This window comes from Microbacterium sp. LMI1-1-1.1 (assembly GCF_040815675.1).
Lineage (GTDB): Bacteria > Actinomycetota > Actinomycetes > Actinomycetales > Microbacteriaceae > Microbacterium.
Genome location: NZ_JBFPNN010000009.1, coordinates 241391 through 265640 on the forward strand (window position 1 = coordinate 241391; position 24250 = coordinate 265640).

At 71.5% G+C, this 24250-nt stretch carries 22 protein-coding genes; 8 read left to right on the forward strand and 14 right to left on the reverse strand.

The window, feature by feature from the left end; translation table 11 throughout:
- Positions 1–65 precede the first annotated feature (65 nt).
- The 3 genes from MRBLMI1_RS14555 to MRBLMI1_RS14565 all read left to right on the forward strand — a co-directional run bounded on the left by MRBLMI1_RS14555 (position 66) and on the right by MRBLMI1_RS14565 (position 2321).
- Positions 66–1286, forward strand: coding sequence for an amidohydrolase family protein (locus tag MRBLMI1_RS14555; protein ID WP_367734019.1), 1221 nt, complete (start codon positions 66–68; stop codon positions 1284–1286).
- A 26-nt stretch (positions 1287–1312) separates the two neighbouring features.
- Positions 1313–1738, forward strand: a complete 426-nt coding sequence (locus MRBLMI1_RS14560; protein WP_367734021.1) for a cytidine deaminase — start codon at positions 1313–1315, stop codon at positions 1736–1738.
- A gap of 106 nt (positions 1739–1844) precedes the next feature.
- A complete protein-coding gene (locus tag MRBLMI1_RS14565) occupies positions 1845–2321 on the forward strand; it encodes a hypothetical protein (RefSeq protein WP_367734023.1) in 477 nt (158 codons plus the stop codon).
- Positions 2322–2547: 226 nt separating this feature from the next.
- On the opposite strand, the gene MRBLMI1_RS14570 is transcribed toward MRBLMI1_RS14565, so the two are convergent.
- The 9 genes from MRBLMI1_RS14570 to MRBLMI1_RS14610 form a co-directional block, all read right to left on the reverse strand.
- Positions 2548–3219, reverse strand: coding sequence for a response regulator (locus tag MRBLMI1_RS14570; protein ID WP_367734025.1), 672 nt, complete (start codon positions 3217–3219; stop codon positions 2548–2550).
- A complete protein-coding gene (locus tag MRBLMI1_RS14575; protein WP_367734027.1) occupies positions 3216–5738 on the reverse strand; it encodes a DUF4118 domain-containing protein in 2523 nt (840 codons plus the stop codon). The genes MRBLMI1_RS14570 and MRBLMI1_RS14575 overlap by 4 nt, the downstream gene beginning before the upstream one ends.
- A gap of 92 nt (positions 5739–5830) precedes the next feature.
- Positions 5831–6421, reverse strand: coding sequence for a K(+)-transporting ATPase subunit C (kdpC, locus tag MRBLMI1_RS14580; RefSeq protein ID WP_367734029.1), 591 nt, complete (start codon positions 6419–6421; stop codon positions 5831–5833).
- A gap of 11 nt (positions 6422–6432) precedes the next feature.
- Positions 6433–8595, reverse strand: coding sequence for a potassium-transporting ATPase subunit KdpB (gene kdpB, locus MRBLMI1_RS14585; RefSeq protein WP_367734032.1), 2163 nt, complete (start codon positions 8593–8595; stop codon positions 6433–6435).
- A gap of 2 nt (positions 8596–8597) precedes the next feature.
- Entirely contained in the window at positions 8598–10265 is a 1668-nt protein-coding gene (gene kdpA, locus MRBLMI1_RS14590; RefSeq protein ID WP_414685915.1) for a potassium-transporting ATPase subunit KdpA, read from the reverse strand.
- 16 nt (positions 10266–10281) lie between these two features.
- Positions 10282–10368 (reverse strand): potassium-transporting ATPase subunit F, encoded by an 87-nt coding sequence (locus MRBLMI1_RS14595; RefSeq protein WP_367734217.1) that lies wholly within the window; start codon positions 10366–10368, stop codon positions 10282–10284.
- A complete protein-coding gene (locus MRBLMI1_RS14600; protein ID WP_367734038.1) occupies positions 10368–10499 on the reverse strand; it encodes a hypothetical protein in 132 nt (43 codons plus the stop codon). Before MRBLMI1_RS14600 ends, MRBLMI1_RS14595 begins: the two co-directional genes overlap by 1 nt.
- Positions 10500–10740: 241 nt before the next feature.
- Positions 10741–12000: an erythromycin esterase family protein gene (locus tag MRBLMI1_RS14605; protein ID WP_367734040.1), complete on the reverse strand. Its 1260-nt coding sequence runs from the start codon at positions 11998–12000 to the stop codon at positions 10741–10743.
- Between the two features lie 154 nt (positions 12001–12154).
- Entirely contained in the window at positions 12155–12649 is a 495-nt protein-coding gene (locus tag MRBLMI1_RS14610) for a MarR family winged helix-turn-helix transcriptional regulator (protein WP_367734042.1), read from the reverse strand.
- A gap of 90 nt (positions 12650–12739) precedes the next feature.
- Between MRBLMI1_RS14610 and MRBLMI1_RS14615 the strand changes: the two genes are divergently transcribed.
- Complete coding sequence (locus MRBLMI1_RS14615; protein WP_367734044.1) at positions 12740–13669, forward strand: NADP-dependent oxidoreductase; 930 nt, start codon at positions 12740–12742, stop codon at positions 13667–13669.
- Positions 13670–13751: 82 nt separating this feature from the next.
- On the opposite strand, the gene MRBLMI1_RS14620 is transcribed toward MRBLMI1_RS14615, so the two are convergent.
- The 3 genes from MRBLMI1_RS14620 to MRBLMI1_RS14630 all read right to left on the reverse strand — a co-directional run bounded on the left by MRBLMI1_RS14620 (position 13752) and on the right by MRBLMI1_RS14630 (position 17452).
- Complete coding sequence (locus MRBLMI1_RS14620; protein ID WP_367734046.1) at positions 13752–14129, reverse strand: hypothetical protein; 378 nt, start codon at positions 14127–14129, stop codon at positions 13752–13754.
- Positions 14130–14306: 177 nt separating this feature from the next.
- The gene (locus MRBLMI1_RS14625; RefSeq protein ID WP_367734048.1) at positions 14307–16406 is read right to left on the reverse strand and encodes an APC family permease; all 2100 of its coding nucleotides are present in this window, start codon (positions 16404–16406) and stop codon (positions 14307–14309) included.
- Positions 16407–16585: 179 nt separating this feature from the next.
- On the reverse strand, positions 16586–17452 hold the full coding sequence (locus tag MRBLMI1_RS14630; RefSeq protein WP_367734050.1) for a serine hydrolase domain-containing protein: 867 nt from the start codon (positions 17450–17452) through the stop codon (positions 16586–16588).
- A 118-nt stretch (positions 17453–17570) separates the two neighbouring features.
- Between MRBLMI1_RS14630 and MRBLMI1_RS14635 the strand changes: the two genes are divergently transcribed.
- Complete coding sequence (locus MRBLMI1_RS14635) at positions 17571–18638, forward strand: VanZ family protein (protein ID WP_367734052.1); 1068 nt, start codon at positions 17571–17573, stop codon at positions 18636–18638.
- 54 nt (positions 18639–18692) lie between these two features.
- On the opposite strand, the gene ypfJ is transcribed toward MRBLMI1_RS14635, so the two are convergent.
- A complete protein-coding gene (ypfJ, locus tag MRBLMI1_RS14640) occupies positions 18693–19568 on the reverse strand; it encodes a KPN_02809 family neutral zinc metallopeptidase (protein WP_367734054.1) in 876 nt (291 codons plus the stop codon).
- Between the two features lie 175 nt (positions 19569–19743).
- Between ypfJ and MRBLMI1_RS14645 the strand changes: the two genes are divergently transcribed.
- The 3 genes from MRBLMI1_RS14645 to MRBLMI1_RS14655 are packed head-to-tail and all read left to right on the forward strand — an operon-like array spanning position 19744 to position 22896.
- A complete protein-coding gene (locus MRBLMI1_RS14645) occupies positions 19744–21045 on the forward strand; it encodes an ABC transporter substrate-binding protein (RefSeq protein ID WP_367734056.1) in 1302 nt (433 codons plus the stop codon).
- Complete coding sequence (locus MRBLMI1_RS14650) at positions 21038–21994, forward strand: carbohydrate ABC transporter permease (RefSeq protein ID WP_367734058.1); 957 nt, start codon at positions 21038–21040, stop codon at positions 21992–21994. Before MRBLMI1_RS14645 ends, MRBLMI1_RS14650 begins: the two co-directional genes overlap by 8 nt.
- The gene (locus MRBLMI1_RS14655) at positions 21991–22896 is read left to right on the forward strand and encodes a carbohydrate ABC transporter permease (RefSeq protein WP_367734060.1); all 906 of its coding nucleotides are present in this window, start codon (positions 21991–21993) and stop codon (positions 22894–22896) included. Before MRBLMI1_RS14650 ends, MRBLMI1_RS14655 begins: the two co-directional genes overlap by 4 nt.
- A 41-nt stretch (positions 22897–22937) precedes the next feature.
- On the opposite strand, the gene MRBLMI1_RS14660 is transcribed toward MRBLMI1_RS14655, so the two are convergent.
- Positions 22938–24152 (reverse strand): amidohydrolase, encoded by a 1215-nt coding sequence (locus MRBLMI1_RS14660; RefSeq protein ID WP_367734063.1) that lies wholly within the window; start codon positions 24150–24152, stop codon positions 22938–22940.
- Positions 24153–24250 lie beyond the last annotated feature (98 nt).

Here is a 24250-nt window from a genome sequence, read left to right on the forward strand (position 1 = left end):
CGGCCGCTCGAACGATACGCTAACCGCCCCCGCCGGGGCGCCGGAATCCCCCGTCGGAGGCTGACATGTCGGAGAACTCGCCCACGGTCTTGAGGAACGCGACCCTCGCGGACGGGAGGGCCGTCGACGTCCGACTGGAGCAGGGACGGGTGGACGACGTCTCGCCGGCGGCCGGTCGCGCGGGCCGAGGAGAACTCGACCTCGAGGGAGCCCTCCTCGTGACCGCGGGCGCCGAACCGCACACGCACCTGGACAAGGCGCTCGTCTTCGACCGTCTCCGACCCGCGTACGGCGACCTCCTGTCCGGCATCCGGCAGTGGCAGGAGCACGCACGCGACCTGGCCGAGGACGACTTCGTCGACCGGGCGATGGCGCTCTCGCGCATGTTCCTCGGCAACGGCGTGACCGCGGTGCGTACGCACGCGGAGATCTTTCCGTCCGGCGATCCGCTGCGGTGCGTGCGGGCGCTCGCCCGGGTCCGCGCGCGTCTCGCCGACGTGATGGATCTTCAGGTGGTGGTCCTGCCGAAGGGCGACATCGGCGACGACGTGGTGGAGGCCGCCCTCGACGCCGGCGCGGACATCGTCGGGGGCTCGCCCCACACCGCACCCGACCCCGATGCCGAGCTCGACCGTCTGCTCGCTCTCGCGCGGCGCCGCGGCGTGGGGATCGACATCCATGCCGACGAACGGCTCGACGCGTCGTCGCTGACGATGTGGCGGATGGCGAAGGCGCTGCGGGCACAGCCCCTCGCGGCGGGCGCCACGGCCATGGCGGGGCACTGCGTGAGCCTGGGACTCCTGGATGCCACGGCCCTGGGGCCCGTCGCGGACGACCTGCGCGAGGCCGGTGTGTCCGTTGCTGCTGCCCCGCTGACGAACCTCTACCTGCAGGCGAAGGACCGCCTCACCGGACCCGTTCCGCGGGCGATCGCCCCGGTGCGCGCGCTCCGGGCCGCCGGTGTCCGCGTGTGCGCGGCCGGGGACAACGTGCGCGACCCGCTCAACCCGCTCGGCGCGGCGGACCATCTCGTCACCGCGGGGCTGCTCGTCGCCGCCTCGCACCTCACCATCGAGGAAGCCCACATCGCCGTGACCGATGACGCCCGCGCGGCCATGGGACTCGAACCCGCCGGGGTCGAGCCGGGGCGGGTCGCCGACCTGCTCGCGATCCGCGCCCCCTCCCTCGCCGCGGCCGTCGCGGGCGGCGCCTTCGACCGGACGGTCCTCTCGCGCGGGCGCGTCGTCTCGCGCCGCGTCGTCACCGAGCACTCCGTCCTCTCCTGACCGCCTCCCCCCATGAAAGGCCCCTCATGACCCAGGAAAGCGCCACCACCTCATCCCCCGCGCGTCTGAGCGCTCAGACCCTCATCGATCTCGCGACGCCGTACCTGAACCCCGAGCGCCGCGACTCCCGCGGCTCGGGCGACGTCGCCGCTCTCCTCGTCACCGCGGAGGGCACGCACTTCTTCGGGCTCAGCATCGACGTGCCCTGCAGCATGGGCTTCTGCGCCGAGGCGGGGGCCATCGGGGCGATGATCACGGCTCGGCAGTCCGAGATCGCCCAGGCGGTCGCGGTCGCCTTCGGCGCCGACGGCGAGGTCGTCGTGTATCCGCCGTGCGGCCGGTGTCGCGAGTTCCTGTACCAGATCGACCACCGCAACCGTCGCACCGAGATCGTCCTCGGCGCCGACCGCACCGTCCTCCTCGAGGAGCTGCTGCCCGAGCTCTGGAACTGAGGGCCGCCGCGTTCGCCCGCCGCGGTTCCGTGAGGAACGCCGCCGCCGCCGTTCGGGAACCGTGAGCGGACCGCATCCGCCTCGCCCCACCGCGTAGACCGGACGCATGACCCTCACCGCACTCCTCCCGACACTGCGCGCCAGCATCCCCGCGCCCTTCGACGCGACGGCCTGGCCCGCCGGCTCGGTCCCCACTCTCGACGACGTCACCGTGCGCGCGATGTCGATCGGCCGATACGCCGACCTCTGCGGCACGCCCTGCGTCTGCACGGGCCCGGCCGTGATCCCGGCGTCGGGCGGGGTGGCATCCGGAGTCCTCTCGACCACCGTGGTGGTGACGACGGTGATGGATGCCACCCCCGACGCGCTCCGGATCGACGCGAGCCTCGGCGACCTGGGCGTGCTGTGGCGGGAGGCGCGGCTGCTCGGCCGGGTGTCGCACGCGTACGACGAGCCGTTCGCCGTCCTCGACGCGCACGGGGCCGAGGTGTGCGGCCGGGCGGTGCTGCCGGGCGACGTGCGACCGGGGGACCGGATCGCCGTGCCGTGCCCCGGATGCCACACGGTCGGGGAGGTCCGCTGATGCTCCTGCACTCGATCGTCTTCGCCTGCCGCTGCGCCCGGGTACAGGCCGAGGTCGACGCCTGCGCCGACGAGGACCCCGCGGCCCTTCCTGACCCCGGCCTCGGGCGCTGACTTGCCGCAAACGTACAGCGCAGGTGCCCTCGCGCGTACGTTTGCGGCAAGTCAGCGCAGGAAGATGGGCCCACGGGTTTGCAGCAAGTCAGGCCCGCAGGGGGCCCCGGGGGTTAGACCACCAGCCGGTAGCCCATCCCCTGCTCGGTCAGCAGGTGCACCGGGGCGGAGGGGTCGGCCTCGAGCTTCTTCCGCAGCTGCGACATGTACAGCCGCAGGTAGCCGCTGTCGGCCACCTGTTCGCTGGCCCAGATCTCCTTCAGCAGCGTCTGCCGCGTCACGAGCGAGCCGGGGTTGCGGGCGAGGAACTCCAGCATCCGCCACTCCGTCGGCGTGAGGTGCACGCGGGCGCCGTCGCGCGAGACGGCCTTGGCCGCCAGGTCGACCTCGACGTCGCCGAAGCGCACGACGACGTCGCCCGAGGCGGGGACGGACCGGCGCGCGTGCACCCGCAGGCGTGCGAGCAGCTCGTCGATCTGGAACGGCTTGGTGACGTAGTCGTCGGCTCCCGCGTCGAGGGCCTCGACCTTGTCGGCCGATCCGGTGCGACCGGACACGACGATGATCGGTGCCGACGTCCACCCCCGCAGCGCCTCGATCACCTGCACGCCGTCGAGGTGCGGCATCCCGAGGTCGAGCAGCACGATGTCCGGGTGGGCTTGCGCGGCGAGCGTGATGGCGGCGGCGCCGTCGGCCGCGGCCACCACGTCGTAGCCGTGCGCGGCGAGGGTGATCCGCAGCGCCCGCACCAGCTGCGGGTCGTCGTCGGCGATCAGGACCTTCACGTCGTCCTCCTGTCGATTCCGGATGCCACGGCCTCACTGCCGACGACGGGGAGCGCGATCACCATCGTGAGCCCGCCGCCGGGGGTGTCCTCGGGGGTGAGGGTCCCGCCCATGCCCTCCGCGAAGCCGCGCGACAGGGCGAGCCCGAGGCCGAGCCCCGCGGTGTTGTCGGTGTCGCCGAGACGCTGGAACGGCGAGAACATGTCGACCCGCCGCTCGGGCGCGATCCCGGGGCCGTGGTCGATGACGCGGATCTCGGCCGTGCCGCCCAGGCGGCTCGTCGCGACGCGGACCCGTACCCCGTCGGGGGTGTACCGCTCAGCGTTGGTGAGCACGTTCACCAGCACGCGCTGCAGCAGGACGGGGTCCGCGCTGAGCGCCGGCAGGTCCGGGTCGAGGGCCAGCTCGACGTCGTCCGGCCCGAGCGACAGCTCGTCGAGCGCGGCGAGCACGACGCCCGCGGCGTCCACCGGGGCGAGGGAGACGGCCAGCACCCCGGCCTGCACCCGGCTCACATCGAGCAGGTCGGTGACGAGCACCGACAGCGTCGCGAGGCTCTCGTCGGCGGTCTCGAGCAGCTCGCGGCGGTCGTCCGCCGACAGCTGGTCGCCCGCCGCGCGCAGCCCGCCGAGGGCGGCGACGGCCGCGGCGAGGGGACGGCGCAGGTCATGGCTGACCGCCGAGAGCAGGGCGGAGCGCACCTGGTCGGTCTCGGCCAGCGCCCCCGCCTCGGCGGCCGTCTCGACGAGGTCGGTGCGTTCGAGGGCGGCCGCGAGCTGCGTGACGACGACGTCGAGGAGGCGACGCTCGGAGGCGTCCAGGTCGCTCCCGTGCAGCTCGAGGACCGCGCGTCCGTCGCCGACCGGGATGGAGACGCGCCGGTCGTCGCGGACCGGTTCGCCGTCGGTGGCGAGCACCGAGCCGTCGGCGGCGACGAGCCGGACGCCGGCCAGGCCGAACGCCTCCCGCGCGCGGCTGACGAGGGCGGGGACAGCGGTCTCGCCGCGGAGGATGCTGCCCGCGACCGTGGCCAGCAGCTCGGACTCGGCGGCGGCGCGGCGACCGGCCCGGGCGCGGCGGGCCGCCTGGTCGACGACGACGCTCACGAGCACGGCGATGACGACGTACAGGACGAGCGACAGGGCGTGGTCCGGGTCGTCGATCGTGACGGTGAAGAGCGGGTCGATGAAGAGGAAGTCGAGGGTGAGTCCCGACAGGACGGCGGCGAACACCGCCGGCCAGATGCCGCCGATGAGCGCCACCACGACCACGAGCAGCTGGTACGCGAGGACGTCGGTGGTGATCGAGTCGGCGGAGCTCGTCGCGAAGAGCAGCCATGACAGCAGCGGTCCGCCCGTGAGCGCTGTGACGAAGCCGAGGATGCGCCGCTTCGCGCTCAGCGCGGGGCCCGCGAGGCGGGGCAGGGCGAAACGCCCGCCCGCGCGAGCGTGGTTCACGATGTGCACGTCGATGTCGCCGGACGCGCGGATCACGGTCGCGCCGATGCCGGGGCCGGTGAGGGCGGCGGCGACGCGGCCGCGGCGGCTGACGCCGATGACGAGCTGCGAGGCGTTGACGGACCGGGCGAAGTCGACGAGGGCGGTGCCGACGTCGTCGCCGACCACCTGGTGATAGCTGCCGCCGAGCTGGTCGACGAGGGCGCGCTGTTCGGCCAGGGCGCCCGGCGCGGTCGCCCGCAGCCCGTCCTGGCTGGACACGTGCACCGCCAGCAGCTCGCCGCCGGCCGAGCGCGCGGCGATGCGCGCCCCGCGGCGCAGCAGCGTCTCGCCCTCGGCGCCACCGGTCAAGGCGACGACGACGCGCTCGCGCGCCTGCCACGACCCCTCGATCCCGTGCTCGGTCCGGTAGGTGCGCAGTGCCGAGTCCACCTCGTCGGCCAGCCACAGCAGGGCCAGCTCGCGCAACGCGGTGAGGTTCCCGAGCCGGAAGTAGTTCGACAGGGCGGCGTCGATGCGTTCCGCCGGGTAGACGAAGCCGGCCGACAGGCGGTCCCGCAGCGACTGAGGGGCGAGGTCGACGACCTCGATCTGGTCGGCGGCGCGGACGACCGCGTCGGGCACGGTCTCGCGCTGGACGACGCCGGTGATCTTCTCGACCACGTCGTTGAGCGACGCGATGTGCTGCACGTTGACCGTCGTGATGACGTCGATCCCGGCCGCGAGGAGCTCCTCGACGTCCTGCCACCGCTTGTCGTTGCGCGAGCCGGGCGCGTTGGTGTGCGCGAGCTCGTCGACGAGGGCGATCCGCGGATGCCGCGAGAGGACGGCATCCAGGTCCATCTCGTCGAGCGCCACCCCACGGTGCGCGATCGCGCGGCGGGGGACCACCTCGAGGCCCTCGGCCTGCGCGGCGGTCGCAGCCCGCCCGTGCGTCTCGACGACGGCGATGACGACGTCGCGGCCCTCGGCGGAGAGGCGCCGGCCCTCCTCGAGCATCTCGTACGTCTTGCCCACACCGGGTGCGGCTCCGAGCAGCACCCGCAGGCGCCCACGCCTCACGAGAGGGCTCCCGCCGACGCGGCCGACCGCCGCCGCGCACGGGGCACGGCGGCGGAGGAGCGGACGAAGTGCATGTCAGCGATTCTCGTCGCTCATGACGCGTCGAGCGCGCGGTTGAGCTCGAAGACGTTCACCCGCGGCTCCCCGAGGAAGCCGAGGTCGCGCGGCACGGTGTGCTCCACGATCAGCGCGTCGACGTCGGACACCGGGATGCCGCGGGCCTCCGCGACCCGCGCCGCCTGGCGCTCCGCGTTCGCGACGGAGATGTCCGGGTCCAGGCCCGAGCCCGAGGCCGTGACGGCGTCCGCGGGGATGTCCCCCGTGCCGTCGAGAGCGCGCGACGCGGCCTGGCGCTCCTCGATGGCGGCGACGAGGTCCCCGTTCTCGGGACCCAGGTTGGAGCCGCTGGACGCGGCGGCGTCGTACCCGTCGCCGGCCGCGGACGGCCGGGACTGGAAGTACTCGGGCAGCGCCGCGCCGGACGCGTCCTGGAACGACTGGCCCACGAGCTCGGACCCGACGACCTCGCCGTCGGAGGACCGGACCAGCGACCCGTCCGCCTGGAACGGCATCGCCACCTGCCCGATGGCCGTGATGAGCAGCATGTAGCCGACGCCGAGGACGGCGGTGAAGACGAGCATCGCGCGGACGGCGACGCCGGCGGTACGCAGGGTGATGCGCATGACGGGGCCTTTCAGAAGCCGGGGAGCAGGCTCACGACGAGGTCGATGAGCTTGATGCCGATGAAGGGGACGAGGACGCCGCCGAGCCCGTAGACGAGCAGGTTGCGGCTGAGGATGCTCGACGCGCTCGCCGCGCGATACTTCACCCCGCGCAGGGCGAGGGGGATGAGCACGATGATCACGATCGCGTTGAAGACGATCGCGCTGAGCACGGCCGAGGCCGGCGACGACAGCTGCATGATGTTCAGCACCGCCAGCCCCGGGAACACCCCCATGAACATCGCCGGGATGATCGCGAAGTACTTCGCGATGTCATTGGCGAGCGAGAACGTCGTGAGGGCGCCGCGCGTGATGAGCAGCTGCTTGCCGATGCGGACGATGTCGATGAGCTTGGTCGGGTCGGAGTCGAGGTCGACCATGTTGCCGGCCTCCTTCGCCGCCGACGTGCCCGTGTTCATCGCCACGCCCACGTCGGCCTGGGCCAGCGCCGGGGCGTCGTTCGTGCCGTCGCCGGTCATGGCGACGAGGTTGCCGCCCTGCTGCTCGCGCTGGATGAGCGCGAGCTTGTCCTCCGGCGTGGCCTCGGCGAGGAAGTCGTCGACGCCGGCCTCGGCGGCGATGGCCTTGGCCGTCAGGGGGTTGTCGCCGGTGATCATGACCGTGCGGATGCCCATCGCGCGCAGCTCGCCGAAGCGTTCGCGCAGTCCGTCCTTGACGATGTCCTTGAGGTGGATGACGCCGAGCACCTGTGCCGTCCCTCGCGTAACTCCGGAGGGATCGGGGGTCGACGTCGCGACGACCAGCGGAGTTCCGCCGGACTCGGCGATCGCGTTCGCGGAACTCAGGAGTTCGGCGCGGGTGGCCTCGGGCACCGCCGCGCGGGAGTCGTCGAGCCAGGCCAGGATGGCGGATGCCGCTCCCTTGCGCACCTGGGTGCCGTCGGCGAGGTCGAGCCCGCTCATGCGGGTCTGCGCCGTGAACGGCACCGGCTCCGCACCACGGGGCATCTCGGCCACGATGCCCTGGGCGGCGGCCAGCTCGACCACCGAGGTGCCCTCGGGTGTGGGGTCGGCCTGCGACGACATCGACGCCGCCTCGGCGAGCAGCGGGGCACCGACCCCGGGCATCGCGACGAACGCCGACGCACGGCGGTTGCCGTAGGTGATGGTGCCGGTCTTGTCGAGCAGCAGGGTGGTGACGTCTCCCGCGGCCTCCACCGCGCGGCCCGACATCGCGAGGACGTTCCGCTGCACGAGACGGTCCATGCCCGCGATGCCGATCGCGCTCAGCAGTGCGCCGATCGTCGTGGGGATGAGGCACACGAGCAACGCGATCAGCACGGGGATCGATACTGGGGTCGCGGCGTACGAGGCGATGGGGTTCAGCGCCAGCACGACGACCACGAACACGATCGACAGGCTCGCCAGCAGGATGTTCAGCGCGATCTCGTTCGGTGTGCGCTGGCGCGCCGCTCCCTCGACGAGCGCGATCATGCGGTCGACGAACGTCTCGCCGGGCTTGGACGTGATCTTCACCACGATGCGGTCGCTCAGCACGCGCGTCCCGCCGGTGACGGCGCTGCGGTCGCCGCCCGACTCGCGGACGACCGGGGCGGACTCGCCCGTGATCGCCGACTCGTCGACGGTCGCGATGCCGTGGACGATGTCGCCGTCACCCGGGATCAGCTCCCCGGCCTCGACGAGCACCACGTCGCCCAGACGAAGATCACCGGAGGACACCTCCTCGATCGCGGCGCCGTGGGCGGCGGCATCCGTCTTCTCGTCGTATCCGCCCACCCGGCGGGCCGTCGTCGTCGAGCGCGTCTGCCGCAGGGTCGCGGCCTGCGCCTTGCCGCGGCCTTCTGCCACCGCCTCGGCGATGTTCGCGAAGAACACCGTCAGCCACAGCCAGGCCGCAATGGCCCAGGTGAAGCCGAATGGGAGCGGGGTCGCGGTCTCGGTCGTCTCGAGGAACGGCTCGGCGATCGCGATGACCGTGGTCAGGGCGGCGCCGATCCAGACGAGGAACATGACGGGGTTCCGCCACTGTGCGGCGGGGTTCAGCTTCTTCGCGGCGCCGGGCAGGGCCGCGACGATCTGTGCGGTGCTGAACGCGCGGCGGGGGGCGGCGGGGGCCTCCTCGGCGGCGGCCGGGGGGTGGGTCAGCGTGGACATGGTCAGACGAGTCCTTCGGCAAGGGGTCCCAGGGTGAGGACCGGGAAGTAGGTGAGAGCCGTGACGATCACGGCGACGCCGGCGAGCAGGCCCGCGAACTGCGGGCGGTGCGTCGGCAGGGTCCCGGAGGTGGCGGGCACCGCATCCTGCGCGGCGAGCGAGCCGGCCAGGGCGAGCACGAACACGATCGGCAGGAAGCGTCCGAGCAGCATCGCCACGCCGAGCGCGGTGTTGAACCACGGGGTGTTGGCGGTCAGGCCCGCGAAGGCGGAGCCGTTGTTGTTCGCGGCCGACGTGAACGCGTACAGCACCTCGCTCAGGCCATGCACGCCCGGGTTCCAGATCGAGGTGGACTCCACGTCCTCCCGGATGCCGGGGAGCGCGAAGCTCAGCGCGGTCCCCGCGAGCACCAGCGTGGGCGTGACGAGGATGTACAGGCTCGCGAGTTTGATCTCGCGCGGACCGATCTTCTTGCCCAGGTACTCCGGCGTCCGGCCGATGAGCAGCCCGCCGACGAAGACGGCGATGATCGCGAGGATCAGCATGCCGTACAGGCCCGAGCCGACACCGCCGGGCGCCACCTCGCCGAGCATCATGTTGATCATCGGCATCATGCCGCCGAGCGCCGTGTAGCTGTCGTGCATCGAGTTGACCGCGCCCGTCGAGGTCAGCGTGCTGGTCGACCCGAAGAGAGTGGAGCCGAAGATCCCGAACCGGACCTCCTTGCCCTCCATCGACGCACCGGCCAGCTGCGGCGCGGTCCCGGCGCCGGTGAGCTCCGCCCAGGTGAGAAGGGCAGTGGATGCCACGAAGATCACGGCCATGACGGCGAGGATCGTGTACCCCTGACGGGTGTCGCCGACGATGCGGCCGAAGGTGCGGGGCAGCGAGAACGGGATCGCCAGCATCAGGAAGATCGAGAGCAGGTTCGTCCAGGGGGCGGGGTTCTCGAACGGGTGTGCCGAGTTCGTGTTGAAGAAGCCGCCGCCATTGGTGCCGATCATCTTGATCGCCTCCTGCGAGGCGACCGGCCCGCCGGGCAGCGACTGGGTCGCGCCGGCCAGGGTCGTGGCATCCGTGAATCCGTTCAGGTTCTGAATGACGCCCCCGGCGACGAGGACCACGGCCACGACCACGGCGAACGGCAGGAGCAGGCGGAACGTGCCGCGGACGAGGTCGACCCAGAAGTTGCCGATGACGCCGCTGCGGCGGTACGCGAAGCCCCGGACCAGGGCGATCGCGATGGCGATGCCCACCGCGGCGGAGACGAAGTTCTGCACCGTCAGTGCGAGGAACTGCACGGTGTAGCCGAGCGTGGTCTCACCCGAGTAGGACTGCCAGTTGGTGTTCGTGACGAAAGAGACGGCGGTGTTGAACGACAGCGCCTCACCCGGGGCGGTCAGGCCGAGCGAGAACGGCAGCAGGGGCTGCAGGCGCATGATCGCGTAGACGAACACGACCCCCACGACCGAGAAGAGCAGGACCGAGCGCAGGTAGGCCTGCCAGGTCTGCGCGCCCCGCGGGTCGACGCCGATGAGACGGTAGACGCCCCGCTCCAGGGCGAGGTCGCGCTCGCCGGTGTAGATGCGGGCGATGTAGTCGCCGAGCGGGCGGTGCGCCAGCGCGAGGGCGGCGACGAGCGTGAGGCTGGTCAGGACGATGGACCAGATGGATGCCGCGTCCACGTCAGAACTTCTCGGGTCGGACGAGCGCGACGACGAGGTAGGCCACGGCGGCGATCGCGAGGATCGCGGCGATGACGGAGAGGACCATCACGGGCGGTTCCTCCCGGCGCTCTCACGGGTGGCGGAGGGCTGGACGTCCAGCTTCTCCACTCCCTTGGCGACGAGGACGATGAGCGCGAACAGCGCGCCGATCGCGGCGAGGAAGACGACATCGAGCACGACGACTCCAGATTCGGAACGGTCCGCACGGGGCGGGCGCCGCGGGGCGGCACGTCTGTCGATCCAACTCCCGGGGATGTCTTCGCTGCGGCGTCCTCACGCTTTCCCTACGGATCCCTGACGGACGCATACGGTGCCCTTACGCGGGGCCGACGGCGGTGGAGGCACCCCGACCGTCGACCATGCGCCGAAGTGCTGACCGCCGTCGGGTGGACGACGGTCAGCACGCGTCGGAGGGGAGTCAGTCCAGGCCGAGGGCGGTCACTGCCGCATCGGTCGTCGCGGAGGCGAAGACAAGGGCGGCGTCGAACGCCGCCGTCCCGACGTCCGTGAGCGCACTCTGCGATCGGATGCGGAGCGTTGCGGTGTCCGCCTCCGCCTCCCAGCGCACGATGGCCGCGTCGGCCGACCGCAGCACGCCGCCGGCCGCGGCCTCGACACAGCACTCGTCGACGTCCGCGGCCGTCACGCGCTCCACCCGGAATCCGACGTCCGTGGTGGCGGGAAAGATCATCTCGGGCACCTGACCGTCGACGTGCGTCAGGGCCACGGCTCGATAGTCGGAGCCGAGAGATCCGGCCAGAAGACTGCCGGCAGGGTACGCGGTCAGCACCCCGTCGAACACGACCGGCGTCTTCTGGATGTGGTTGTTGTGCGCGACGTACGCGATCCGCCCGCCGGCGGGAAGCGCGCGGACTTCGTCGACGATCCGCCGAGCCACGAAGGCCTCGCGGATCGTCGTATCGTCGATGCGCCCGACGCCGGAGAACAGGTCGGCCATCGCTCGGAGCATGACGTCGGTCGTGACAGCCGCATCGACCAGCGCGCCGGCTTCTCGCCATAGCTCCGCGTCACCGCCCCGTTCGTGAACGGCACGGAGTGCGTCGACGCGGGCTCGGAGGCGAGTCATCGCCACCGTGAGAGAGTCCTGGTCCGAGCGGTCGAGGGCGAGCCACGACGCGGCGCTGGCCGCAGCGGAGCCCCCGACGATCCGTCGTGCCAGCTCTCTCGCCGACTGCACGAGCTCGGCGGCCGCGGGGTCGACCACGGCGAGCACGTCGGCCAGCGGGGCGATGCTCGGTTCGATCGTGAGGGAGTTCGGCAGATCCACGCCCAGCACGCGGATGTTGTGGTCGGGGGCCAGTCGAGCTCGAAGATCCTCGAGGAAGGTTCCGTACAGCGCCGCGGTGAGCGGTCCGACGACCGCCCGCAGCGCCCCGGGCCGCCGTCCCGCGAGCCATTGCTCGACGAGAGGCGCCTCGTCGTGGCCGATCTCGAGAGCGAGACTGCGGACATCGGCATCGCGGATGAGGGCTTCGACGAGGGTGGCGCGACCGGCGTTGAGCTCGGCGATGAAATGAGCCGACTCGCCGACGGCGATGACGCGGGCGCGGGAGACGATCTCACGCAGCGTCGTGTCTGCGCTTCGGTGTCGCGCGTCCCAGACCGCGACGGTGAAATGTGGTGCCGCGGGCGCGGCGGGGTGAACGTGGTGAGACATGCGGAAAGCACTCCTTCAAAACAGAAACGGCATGCGAAGAAGACCGGACGAGCCGGTCGAGGACGACGCGATGCCGAGTCAGAGAAGGATGCTTGCGATCACCCCTCGATCGTAGCCACTCGTTCTCCGGCCGGGCCGGACGGCGCGTCGGCCGTCACGTCGCGCGTCGACGGGTCGCCGACCGCGGCGGGGATGCGCGGAGGTGGGTGGTGACGCGTCCGAGGATGCGGGCGAGGTCGTCTGCGTCCTCGTCGTCGAGGGTCGCGAAGAGGAGCCCGTGAACCGTGGCGATGTGGCCGGGGAACACGGTCCGGAGGATGCCGCGACCGGCGTCGGTGATCGACGCGACGGTGCTGCGCTCGTCGTCCGGTGACGGTGAACGGGTGATGAGGCCGCGTTGCTCGAGCAGCTGCGCCTGATAGGTGAGTCCGCTGCGGCTGTAGACGACGCCGTCGGCGAGGTCGGTCATTCGGAGACGGCCATCAGGGGTGTCGCCGAGGCGGGCGAGGAGCTGGAACTGGATGTAGCTGAGGTCTCCGGCGTCGCGCAGCTGCTTCTCGACCGCGGGACGCAGCAGGCTGCCCACCTCCGTGAAAGAGAGGTAGGCGCTGAGCTGCGTCGGCGTCAGAGCCGCGGGTGGATCGGACATGCTCCGACCATATCAGTTGCTTCGAGTTCGAAGCAGTGCTACCGTCGCCGCCGATGCTTCGAATTTGAAGCAATGACGAAAGGCGAGACCATGAAGGCTGTGCAGTACTCCGAGATCGGCGGACCCGAGGTCCTCCACTACCGCGACGTCGAGAAGCCCGTTCCGGCGGCAGGGCAGGTGCGGGTGCGCGTCGCGGCGTCCGCGTTCAACGCGGCCGACGCCGGTATGAGGGGCGGGACGATCCCGATCCCGGTCGAGCTCCCTCACATTCCGGGCTACGACGTCTCCGGCACGATCGACGCGGTGGGTGAGGGGGTCGACGGGCTCGCCATCGGTGATGCCATCGTCGCGTTCCTGCCCATGGTGCGCGACGGGGGCGCCGCCGAGTACGTGCTGGCTCCCGCCGACGCCGTCGTCGCCGCTCCGACGACGATTCCTCTCGCCGACGCGGCCGCTCTGCCGTCGGTCGCTCTGACCGCCTGGCAGGCGCTCTTCGACGAGGGCCGGCTCGAAGCCGGCCAGCGGGTCCTCATCGTCGGTGCGGGCGGGGTCGTCGGCAAGTACGCGATCCAACTCGCGAAGCGCGCCGGCAGCCACGTCATCGCGACGGCCAGTCCCCGCAGCAGGGACGCCGTCCGTGACGCCGGAGCCGACGAGATCATCGACCACACCGAGACGGACCTCCTGACAACCCTCGACGCGCGGGTCGACGTGCTCCTGAATCTGGCCCCCCTCGATCCCGATCAGTTCGCGTCGTACGTCGCCGCGGTGCGCGACGGCGGGGCCGTCGTCAGCACCACGGCGTTCATCGCCACTCCCGGCGATGACTCCCGCGGAGTGCGTGCGGCGACCGTCTTCGTTCTTCCGAACCGCGAGCGTCTGTCCGAGCTCGTCTCCCTCGTCGACGACGGGAGTCTCACGGTAGAGGTCGGTCGGCGCATCTCGCTCATCGACCTGCCGGCGCTCCACGCCGAAGCCGCGGCGGGCCGCATCGCGGGGAAGGTCATCGTCCTCCCGTGAGTGCACCGTTCACACGGAGCCGCGTGTGTCCCGCGCCTGCGCGTCAGCGCAGCGAACCCGGCTGAGCCGCATGATCCGCGGCTCAGCCGGCGGCGGACGCCTCGGGGGAGGACTCGGGCGAGCTCGTGGGCTCGAAATGCCCGAGCGACTTCTCCTGCAGGAACGCGCACACCTCGGCCGCGATCTGCAGCTCGTGCGTGAGCCCGTTGAGCTCGAAGCTCGTGAGCTCCAGCGTCTCGGTCGACGGCTCGATGAGCACGTGCCAGGTGAGGTCGTCGCCCGTGGCGCGCGGCTCGATCCACACGGTGTTGGGCGCGTTCTCGAGGGGGACCACCACCAGACCGGTGTCCTGCCCGCCATCGCCGTCCTGCACGGCCACGCGGATCTCCTCGCCGCCGCTACGGGCGTCGACGAACTCGGCGATCCAGTGCTCGAGTGTGCGCTTGCTGTGGAAAGGCATCGGGGGGTCCTCACGGCGTTCGGTGCAGCGATGAATTGTCGCACGGACGGACCTGCGCATCACCCGTGCGCCGGCCTGACGGACACCCCCGTGCGCCGGCCTGACGGACACCCCCGTGCGGCGGCTCCTGCGCACGCAGCGATGCCCCCGCAGGCGGGGCGGGGCATCGTTCGAGGCCTAGGACGAGGGCGACTCGCTCCCCGCGGACTTCCGCGGACGATGCGCCGGCACCTCGGCGACCGGCTGTCCACCGCGCTGCTGGCCCGGGAGCGGGCGGGAGCGACGGCCGTAGATGAGCTCGGACGAGTCCAGCAGCCACGGGACGAGCGTGATCGAGACGCCGTGCACGAGCATCAGCTGGTGGGCGAGGCGCCGCGAGCGGCGGTTGTGCAGGATCGACTCCCACCAGTGGCCCACGATGTACTGCGGCAGGTAGACGGTGACGACCGAGGCGCCGTGCTTCTCGCGGTACTTCTTGATGAAGGCGGTCACCGGCGACGTGTAGGCGCGGTACGGCGACTCGATGATGACGAGCGGAATGGGCATGTCGCGCGCCGCCCAGTCCTTCTGCAGCGCCGTCGACTCCTCCTCCGTGATCGCCACATGGACGGCGAGCGTCTTCTCGTGGTTGGCGGCGAGGGCGTAGTCGATGGCCTTCATGACGGGCTTCTGCAGGCGGTTCACGAGGATGATGGCCACGTCGCCCGACGAGCCGAAGTGCACGCTGTCATCCATGCGGATCTCGTGCTCGACGTCGCGGTAGTACCGGTTCACGCCGATCATGAGGACGGCGAGGATCGGGATGGCGATGAAGATCAGCCAGGCCCCGTGGACGAACTTCGTCACCGTGACGATCAGCAGCACCACGACCGTGAGGCTCGCGCCGACCGAGTTGATCCACAGGCCGGAGATCGCCGAACGGCGCTCGTACTGCGCCGACTGCTGCCGGCGGGCCTCCTCCGGAAGCTTCTGCATGTCGCGGAGCGCCCGGCGCCAGTGACGGACCATCCCGATCTGCCCGAGCGAGAAGGAGACGAAGACGCCGATGATGTACAGCTGGATCAGCGTCGTGAGGTTGGCCTGGTAGACGATCAGCACGCCGATGGCGACGATGCCGAGGATGACCATTCCGTTGGAGTACACGAGCCGGTCGCCGCGGGTGTTCAGCGCCTTCGGCGCGTATCCGTCGCGCGCCAGGACCGAGCCCAGCAGGGGGAACCCGTTGAAGGCCGTGTTGGCCGCCAGGAGCAGCACGCACGCGGTGGCCGCCTGGATGACGAAGAACATGATGCTGCCCGACCCGAAGGTGGCCGCCGCGACCTGCGCCATGAGGCTCGGCTGCGGGTTGTTGGCGCAGTCGAAGCCGATGAGGTTGCAGGGGTTCTCGGCGTAGTGCACGTTCGCGATGAGCGCGAGCGCGGTCAGACCCGAGAACAGCAGGATCGCGATGGTGCCCATGAGCGTGAGCGTGGTCTGCGCGTTGCGGATCTTCGGCTTGCGGAACGCGGGCACGCCGTTCGAGACGGCCTCGACACCGGTGAGCGCGGAGCAGCCGCTCGAGAACGCGCGGAGCACGAGCAGGATCAGCGCCACCTGGGTCAGCGACTCGGCCTCCACGCCGAACCCGGCGCTCGAGGCGACGGGCGCGTCGCCGAGCAGGGTGCGCCCGAGACCCACGACGATCATCAGTGCGACCGAGCCGATGAAGACGTACGTCGGGATCGCGAACACCGACGACGCCTCGCGCACGCCACGGAGGTTCACGATGACGATGAGGATGACGAACCCGACGGCGAGCTCCACCCGGAGCGGGTTCAGCTCGGGGATGGCCGAGATGATGTTGTCGACTCCGGATGCCACCGACACCGCGACCGTGAGGACGTAGTCGACCAGCAGCGCGGCGGCCACCACGACGCCCGGCACCTCGCCGAGGTTCTTGCTCGCGACCTCGTAGTCGCCGCCGCCGGACGGGTACGCCTTGATCAGCTGCCGGTAGCTCAGCACCACGACGATCAGGAGGACCACGACGGCCACCGCCACCCAGGGGCTCAGCGTCAGCAGCGCCGTCCCGCCGATCAGCAGGATCATCAGCAGCTCCTGTGGCGCATAGGCCACGGAGGAGAGGGCGTCGGACGCGAAGATGGGGAGCGCCATCTTCTTGGGGAGGAGCTGTTCGTCGAGTTTCTCCGACGTCAACGGCTCGCCGAGGAGGATGCGCTTGGCCATCGGCGTCTCCACGCCGGGCTCGCGACTTTCGTCAGTCACGGCGCGCGACATTACGCCTGCGGGACGTTCGGCGCAACGTGACGCCCCGGCGTTCACTCCACGGTTGACGGATCGAGACCTCCCGGCCCCCGCGCGCAGGTCTCCGCGGCCCGCGTCCCCGGCCCCGGCGCAGGCCCCTCGCGCGGCGAACGCCGCCTCAGGCGCGGGCTGCTCGCGCGGCGAACGCCGCCTCAGGCGCCGGCCGCTCGCGCGGCGAACGCCGCCACGGCGTCCGCCCCGGCGTGGTCGTCCGCGGTGACCGTGACGACGGCGCCCGCCGCGAAGACGACCAGCTGGCCGTGGGCGCCGTGGAGCCGCCAGGCGTCGCCGGGACCGTCCCAGCCGGCCATCGCGTAGCGGCGGTAGCCCTCGCCGGTGCTGCCCGTCTCGACCCACCCGGAGTGCAGCGCGGCCGCACCGGCGGCCGACACCAGCCGCCGACCGTCGACGACGCCCCCGTCGCGGACGAGGTGCCCGAGACGGGCCATCTCCTCGGTGCGCAGAGCCAGTCCCTCCCCGGCGAGCACGCGCCCGTTGGGGCAGCGGGCCCATGTCACGTCCCCGAGGCCCAGGTGGTCGAGCAGCCGCGGACGGATGTACTCCTCGATGTCGCCCACCCGACGGGCGAGCACGTGCATGGCGGTGTACGTGCTCGCGTTGGAGTACTGGAAGACGCGTCCGCGGGTGGGACGGGAAAGGAACTCGGCCGCGAGATCCGGCCAGTCGGTCATCATCGTGGGCGACCAGGGCAGGTCGATTCCGCTCGTCATCGACAGCAGATGCCGCAGGGTGATCCGCTCCACCCCCGGTCCGAGGGGAGCGTCGCCGAGGATGTCGCGCATCGGCTCGTCGAGCGACACCGCGCCCTCGTCCACCGCAATGCCGGCGGCGAGAACGCACACCGCCTTGGCGACAGAGTGGATCTCCTCCCGGACGTCCGGCGTCCACCGTCGCTGCGCGGTCTCGTCGCCGACCCGGACATGGATGCCGTGGGCTCCGAACCCGGTGCGGTCGATCTCGTCCGCGAGTCGGTCGCGGAGGTCGGCGGCGCGTGGCATCCCTCCAGGCTACGCGCCGCCCTCCGCAAGGCCTCTCGGCGACGGAATGGGTGAGAGATCGGGTGATTTATGGGCCGCTGAGAAGGTGAGGTGCCTTGCCGCTCCCTAGCATCGCGGCGTGAACAACATCCTGGGCTCCGGCCTCATCGCCGTCGTCGCGGGCGGCGTCGTGGCGGTTTTCGCCTTCGTCCCCTTCGTCGCCGTCAGCTACCGCCGGCGGGGCGGGCTATCGGTGCCGCGCACCCTGCTCTGGGTCGCGGCGGCCGTGTACTTCTGGGCGATCTGGAGCTACACGCTGTGGCCGTTCCCCCTCGAGGACCAGTACGCCTGCGCCGGGCTCAACCTTCAGCCCTTCCACTTCATCGACGACATCGTCACCGAGCTCGCGAAATCCCCGAACCGGGGACTCGCCGCGGTGCTGCAGGTGGTCTTCAACATCGTGCTGTTCCTGCCCCTCGGCTTCCTCCTCCGCGTGCTCGGCGGCCGCGGCGTGGTGGTGGCCGGTCTGACCGGGCTCGCCGTGAGCGGCGTCGTCGAGACGTCGCAGCTCACGGCCGTGTGGGGCGTCTTCCCCTGCCCGTACCGCGTCTTCGACGTCGACGACCTGATGGCCAACACCGCCGGCGCCGTGATCGGGTCGGCCATCGCCCTCATCGTCCCGCCCGAGCACCGCGGGGCCGAGCGCCCCGCCGACGCCGACAAGCCCCGCCCGGTCACCCGCCGTCGGCGCTTCCTCGGCATCGCGTGCGACGTGCTCGGCTTCTCGCTCGTGTCGCTGGCCGCGTGGGTCACCGCCGAGATGGTCTTCAGGACGGTGTTCCCGGAGTCCGGTCGTGGGCACGCCGTGGCGGGGATCCTCAGCATCAGCGCCCCCGTCGTGCTCTGGCTCCTCGTCGTCCTCGCGACGGGACGATCGATCGGCGACCTCGCCACCCGCGTCAGGTACACCGACGGTCTCCTGCCGGCCTGGCTCGCCCGCCCGCTGAGGTTCGTGCTGGGGGTGGGCGGGGTCAGCCTCCTTCTGGCACTGGGGCTGCCGATCGCCGTGCTCGGCTTCACGCTCGCGCTCGCGCTCCTCGTGCTGCTGCCCGTCTGGCCCGACGGCCGAGGGCTGCTGGGCTGGATCGGCGGCCGCCGGCTCGTCGACGACCGCGCCGCGACGCTGGACTCCCCGAGTCGCGTGTGAGCCCGGGGGAGGGATGCCACCGGGGTGGCATCCATCCTCCCGAGACGGCCGCGGTCAGAGGCTCGTGGCCGGGATCGTCAGCGTGTCGCAGGCGTTCACGCCGCCCGCGCGTCCCTCGTCGAACCAGCGCTGACGCTGCTCGCTGGAACCGTGGGTCCAGCTCTCCGGGGTGATCGGGCGGCCCGCCTCCTCCTGGATGTGGTCGTCGCCCACGGCGGCGGCGGCGCCGAGGGCGTCGCTGATCTGCTGCGCGGTCGGGGTCTGCAGGTACGGTGTGCCGGCCTCGTCGACCTGCTCCTCGCCGGCGGCCACCCACGCGCCGGCGAAGCAGTCGGCCTGCAGCTCCGTCCGCACGCCGTTGCTGGCCGGGCCGCTGCCGTCGCGCGGGTACTGGTCGAAGACGCCCGTCAGCTGCTGGACGTGATGACCGTACTCGTGGGCGAGGACGTAGAGCTGGGCCAGCGGCCCCGCCGTGGTGTCGTACTGCTCGCGCAGGAGGGCGAAGAACGTCGGGTCGACGTACACGGTCTCGTCGGGCGGGCAGTAGAACGGACCGGTCGCGTTGGAGGCCGTGCCGCACGACGTCGACGTGGCGCCGTCGACGATGATCAGCTGCGGTTCGCGGTACCCCTCGAGACGCTGCTGCCAGAACTGGTCGATGTTGAGCGAGGCCGCGGCGAGCCGGCAGTCGTCGCTGCGATTCGCGTCGCTGCCGGTGTCGCAGTTCGCGATCGCCTCGCCCCCGCTCTGCGGGCCCGCCTGCCCTCCGCCGTCGCCGAGGAGGCCCGTGAGGTCGGTGCCGGTGAAGAGGGAGATGAGCAGGACCGCGATCCCGCCGAGGCCGATGGCGCCACCGCCGACGGCGGCGACGGTGCCGCCCCGGCGGCGTGCGGAGTTCCCGCCGACGCGGGCATTGTCGTTGAACGTCACGGACTCACCGTAGGGCCGTCGAAACGGGGCGACGAGGGGGTGGAAATCCGCCGCGGATCCACTCCACCGTCTCCGCGCAAGCCCCCCGTCGCCGCTTGACTGCTCGGTATCGTGCGCGGGGAGAGCAACGCATGCCCCGGCGTCCGCTTTCGTTGAAAAACGATCGGAGTCCGCTATGCCCGTCACTCGTCGTACCTTCCTCGTCGGAGCGGGGGCCCTCGCTCTGCCCGTCGTCCTCGCCGGCTGCGGTTTCGTGCAGTCCGCGCCGGCCGAACGGCGCACCGGGACGCTCACCTTCACCACGTGGGGCACGGACGCGGAGCTCGCCGGCTTCCGCGCCGCGATCGCCGCCTTCGAGGCCGCGAACGACGGCGTCACCGTCGAGCTCAACGCCGTGCCCTACGAGCAGATGTTCACGAACATCGACGCGCAGCTGCAGGCGGGGAACCCGCCGGACATCTTCCGCGTGCCGTACTACACGTTCGGCGCCTATGCCGGGCGCGGGCAGCTGCTCGACCTCGGTCCGCTGCTGTCGGCCGACCGGGAGAGTCAGTTCACGCCCCAGGCGTGGGCGGCCGTCCAGAACGGCGACGGCACGTTCGGCCTGCCGCACCACACCGACACCTCGGCGATCCTCGTCAACCTCGGCCTGCTCCGGCAGGCGGGGATCGACGCCTCCGAGATCCCGACCTCGCCGGACGACGCCTGGACGTGGGAGGAGTTGGACGCCCTCGGCGAGCGGCTGCGTGCCGGGCTGCCCGCCGACCGGTGGCCGTGGGCGTACAACTGGCAGGGCAACGGCGTCACGCGCTGGCTCAGCCTGCTGTTCCAGTCCGACGGGGCGTTCCTCGAGTCCGACCAGCGGACCCCCGCGATCGACTCCGACGCCGCCCGCGAGGCCGTGGAGTTCTCCCGCTCGTTCTTCACCAAGGACTACGTGCCCGCCAACAACACCATCGCCTCGTCGAGCTACGCAGCCGAGTCGTGGTTCTCGCAGTCCGTCGCCATGGTGTGGTCGGGCGCGTTCCAGCTTCCCGACGCGGACAGCACCGCGGACTTCGAGTGGACGGCGACCTACGCCCCCCGCAACGTCCGGGCGGGCGGCGACTTCGGCGGGAACGCGCTCGTGGCCACCGCGAACACGACGCAGCCCGAGCTGGCCGCCGCGTTCCTCGAGTTCGTCACGGACGCACAGCCGATGCGCGACTTCTGCCGCGCGGCATCCCTCCTCCCCACCCGCGCGGACCTCCTCAACGACGACCTCGAGTTCGACGTGCGATCGGACCTCGCGCCGGTGTTCGCCGCGCAGGCGTCCGTCGTGCAGCCGCAGGACGTGGCCCAGGTGGCCAGCCCGTCGATGTCGGCGATCATCCCGGTGCTGAAGGAGCAGCTCGACCTCGCCTTCACCGGCGCCCAGGACACCGCCACCACCGTGACCAACCTGCAGTCCGGCATCGGGGCAGCCACCGGTGCCTGACACCGCGGTGGCGTCGGCGCGGACCGCCGTCCGGCCCGATCGTCCGGCGTCGGGGGAGCGTCTGCGCAGCCGCCGCCCGGGCGCCCGCCGCGAGACCCTCGCTGCGTACGGGTTCCTCGCACCGAACTACCTGCTGCTGCTGGTGTTCGTGCTCGTGCCGCTGGTCGGCGCCTTCGTCGTGAGCCTGCAGCGGACGGACGGCTTCGGCGACGGCACCTTCGCCGGTCTCGACAACTACGCGCGGCTCGCGAGCGACCCGCTGTTCTGGCGGGCGCTCGGCAACACCGTGCTCTTCACCGTTCTCGTCACACCCCTGTCGATGCTGCTCGGTCTCGTCGCGGCCACCCTGCTGAACGCGGCGCTGCCCGCGCGGCCGCTGTGGCGGTCGCTGCTGATCCTGCCCATGGCGGTGTCGGGCGTGGCCACCGCGCTCATCGGGGTGCTCGTGTTCGACCAGAACAGCGGCATCCTGAACCGCATCCTCACCGCGGTCGGGCTGTCGCCGGTGACCTGGCAGTCCGATGCGGTGCCGGCCTTCGCCACGATCGTGCTGGCGACGGTCTGGTGGCGGACGGGCTTCAACATGCTCATCTACCTGGCGGGGCTGCAGGGCATCGGCCCCGACCTGTACGAGGCGGCCACCCTCGACGGGGCGAACCGCCTCCAACGGTTCCGGCACGTGACCGTGCCGCTGCTCGGGCCGACGACGTTCTTCCTGGTCGTGCTGAACGTCATCTTCTCGTTCCAGGTGTTCGACATCGTCTTCGTCCTCACCGGGGGCGGCCCCGCGGGGGCGACGTCGGTGCTGGTGACGTACGCGTACGAGACCGGCTTCGTCACGCGCGACCAGGGGTACGCCGCGGCGATCGGCATGGTGCTGTTCCTCTTCGCCCTCGTGTTCGCCGCGGCGCAGTACCGTGCCTCCCGGACGAAGGACGTGGTCGAGTGAGCATCGACGAACGACGGGATGCCGCTCGGGCGGCGCCCCTCGCCCCGCCGGCGCCGAGCCCGGGTCGACGGGCCCGCGACCGGTCGCGGCGTGGGGGAGTCCTCGTGCGGACGATCATCGTGGCCGTCATCGGCCTCGCCGCGGTGTCGCCGCTCTACTGGATGCTCGCCGTGGCCTTCTCGACGCGTGCGGAGCTGCTCGGCGGACGCGATCTGCGGCTGTGGCCCCGCGAGGTGACGTTCGAGAACTTCGCGCGGGTGTTCGCCTCGTTCCCTGTCGCGACCTGGTTCGGCAACTCCGTCGCGATCGCCGTGGTCGTGACGCTGATCTCGGTGACGACGAGCCTCCTCGCCGGCTACGCCTTCGCGCAGCTGCGGTTCCGCGGGTCGACGACGTTGTTCTTCCTGGCGCTGGCGACCCTCGTGCTGCCGGTCCAGGTGATCATGGTGTCGCTGTTCCGCATCGTCACGATGACCGGGCTCTACGGCACGTACTGGGCCGTGATCCTCCCGGTGTCGGCGTCGGCGTTCGGTCTGTTCCTCGCGCGGCAGTTCATGCTCGGCATCCCGCGCGAGCTCATCGAGGCCGCCCGCCTCGACGGGGCCGGTCACCTGCAGACCTTCACTCGCGTCGTGCTGCCCCTGTCGAAGCCGCTCATCGCGGTGCTCGTCTTCATGAGCCTGCTGTCGTCGTGGAACGACTTCGCCTGGCCGCTCATCGCCCTGCGCGAGAACCGGCTGTTCACCCTGCCGATCGGCCTGCTCTACCTGCAGGGCCAGTTCGGCAGCGACTACGGCGCCACGATGGCCTACGCCCTGCTCAACGTCGTCCCGATCGCGATCGTCTTCCTGGTGTTCCAGCGGTACTTCGTGGCCGGGTTCGCGCGCAGCGGGATCAAGTAGGGAGGGATGGATGCCACGGGGGTGGCATCCATCCCGTCCGATCAGGCGAGGAACTCCCGGGCGGCGACGACGAGGTTCTCGACACCGCGGTCGAGGGTGGGCTGCATCACCGGCGCGAAGTAGGGGGAGTGGTTGGTCGGGATGTCCCGCTCGATCGTCCCTCCAGCCATCGCGGCCGCGAACGTCTGCGGGTCGACCCCGCCCCAGAACCAGAACACCAGCGGGGCGCCGGACTCGCGGGCGAACCACGAGACGTCCTCGCTGCCGGTGAACATGCCGGGGTCGACCACGCTGGTCTCGCCGAACGCCCGGCGGAACGCCTCGGTGAGGCGGGCGGTCGCGTCGGGGTCGTTGATCGTCGGCGGCAGGGTGTGGTCGGTCGAGATCGTCGGGGTCTGCTCGGCGCCCGAGGCCTGCGCCTCGGCGCGGACGATGCGCTCGACCTTGGCCATCACGCGCTCGCGGGCGGCGTCGTCGGGGTAGCGGAGGCTGAGCTCGAGCTTGGCCTCCGCGGGGATGATGTTGTTCTTCAGGCCGGCGTGGATGGAGCCGACCGTGACGACGGCGACGTCGCGGGGGTCGACCTCGCGCGAGACGACGGTCTGCAGGCGCATGACGGTGGCCGCGGCCATGACGACCGGGTCGATCGTTGAGTGCGGGCGCGAGCCGTGGCCGCCGCGACCGTGGAGGACGACGGTCAGCCCGTCCGACGCGGCCATCTGCGTCCCGGGGCGGACGCCGATCGTGCCGGTCGGCAGCGGGGTGACGTGCTGGCCGAGGACGATGTCGGGACGCGGGTAGCGGTCCAGCACGCCGTCCGCGATCATCGCCTGCGATCCGGCGCCGTACTCCTCCGCGGGCTGGAAGACCGCGACGATCGTGCCCGACCACTCGTCGGTCGTGGCGGCCAGGCGCTCGAGGGCGCCGATGAGGGCGGTCACGTGCATGTCGTGCCCGCACGCGTGCATGACCGGGACGGCGTTGCCGGCGGGGTCGACGCCGCGGGCGGTGCTGGCGTACTCCAGGCCGGTCTGCTCCTCGACGGGGAGGCCGTCCATGTCGGCGCGCAGCCAGACGACGGGCCCGTCGCCGTTGCGGATCGTCGTGACGAGGCCCGTGCGGCCCACACCCTCCTCGACCTCGAGTCCCAGGTCGGTCAGGTGGCGGGCGATGACGCCGGCCGTCCGTGTCTCCTGGAAGGACAGCTCGGGGTGCTTGTGGAGGTCGGTGTACAGGCTCTCGAGATCGACGCTCATACTCCGAGCCTAGTTCGCCCGGGCGGGTGGCGTCCGGGGTCGCCGGTGGGCGGTCCGGGACGGGTTCCCGCGGCCGGGGCGCAGGATCCGCGCCCCGA

What these genes read in the sequence shown, in the direction of transcription:
- MRBLMI1_RS14560 (WP_367734021.1), top strand. Translation starts at nt 1,313, where the DNA reads ATGACCCAGGAAAGCGCCACCACCTCATCCCCCGCGCGTCTGAGCGCT.
- MRBLMI1_RS14595 (WP_367734217.1), bottom strand. Translation starts at nt 10,368, where the DNA reads ATGGTCCTCTCCGTCATCGCCGCGATCCTCGCGATCGCCGCCGTGGCC.
- MRBLMI1_RS14555 (WP_367734019.1), top strand. Translation starts at nt 66, where the DNA reads ATGTCGGAGAACTCGCCCACGGTCTTGAGGAACGCGACCCTCGCGGAC.
- MRBLMI1_RS14620 (WP_367734046.1), bottom strand. Translation starts at nt 14,129, where the DNA reads ATGCCTTTCCACAGCAAGCGCACACTCGAGCACTGGATCGCCGAGTTC.
- MRBLMI1_RS14565 (WP_367734023.1), top strand. Translation starts at nt 1,845, where the DNA reads ATGACCCTCACCGCACTCCTCCCGACACTGCGCGCCAGCATCCCCGCG.
- MRBLMI1_RS14645 (WP_367734056.1), top strand. Translation starts at nt 19,744, where the DNA reads ATGCCCGTCACTCGTCGTACCTTCCTCGTCGGAGCGGGGGCCCTCGCT.
- MRBLMI1_RS14605 (WP_367734040.1), bottom strand. Translation starts at nt 12,000, where the DNA reads ATGTCTCACCACGTTCACCCCGCCGCGCCCGCGGCACCACATTTCACC.
- MRBLMI1_RS14610 (WP_367734042.1), bottom strand. Translation starts at nt 12,649, where the DNA reads ATGTCCGATCCACCCGCGGCTCTGACGCCGACGCAGCTCAGCGCCTAC.
- kdpC (WP_367734029.1), bottom strand. Translation starts at nt 6,421, where the DNA reads ATGCGCATCACCCTGCGTACCGCCGGCGTCGCCGTCCGCGCGATGCTC.
- MRBLMI1_RS14630 (WP_367734050.1), bottom strand. Translation starts at nt 17,452, where the DNA reads ATGCCACGCGCCGCCGACCTCCGCGACCGACTCGCGGACGAGATCGAC.
- kdpB (WP_367734032.1), bottom strand. Translation starts at nt 8,595, where the DNA reads ATGTCCACGCTGACCCACCCCCCGGCCGCCGCCGAGGAGGCCCCCGCC.
- MRBLMI1_RS14660 (WP_367734063.1), bottom strand. Translation starts at nt 24,152, where the DNA reads ATGAGCGTCGATCTCGAGAGCCTGTACACCGACCTCCACAAGCACCCC.
- MRBLMI1_RS14625 (WP_367734048.1), bottom strand. Translation starts at nt 16,406, where the DNA reads ATGTCGCGCGCCGTGACTGACGAAAGTCGCGAGCCCGGCGTGGAGACG.
- MRBLMI1_RS14615 (WP_367734044.1), top strand. Translation starts at nt 12,740, where the DNA reads ATGAAGGCTGTGCAGTACTCCGAGATCGGCGGACCCGAGGTCCTCCAC.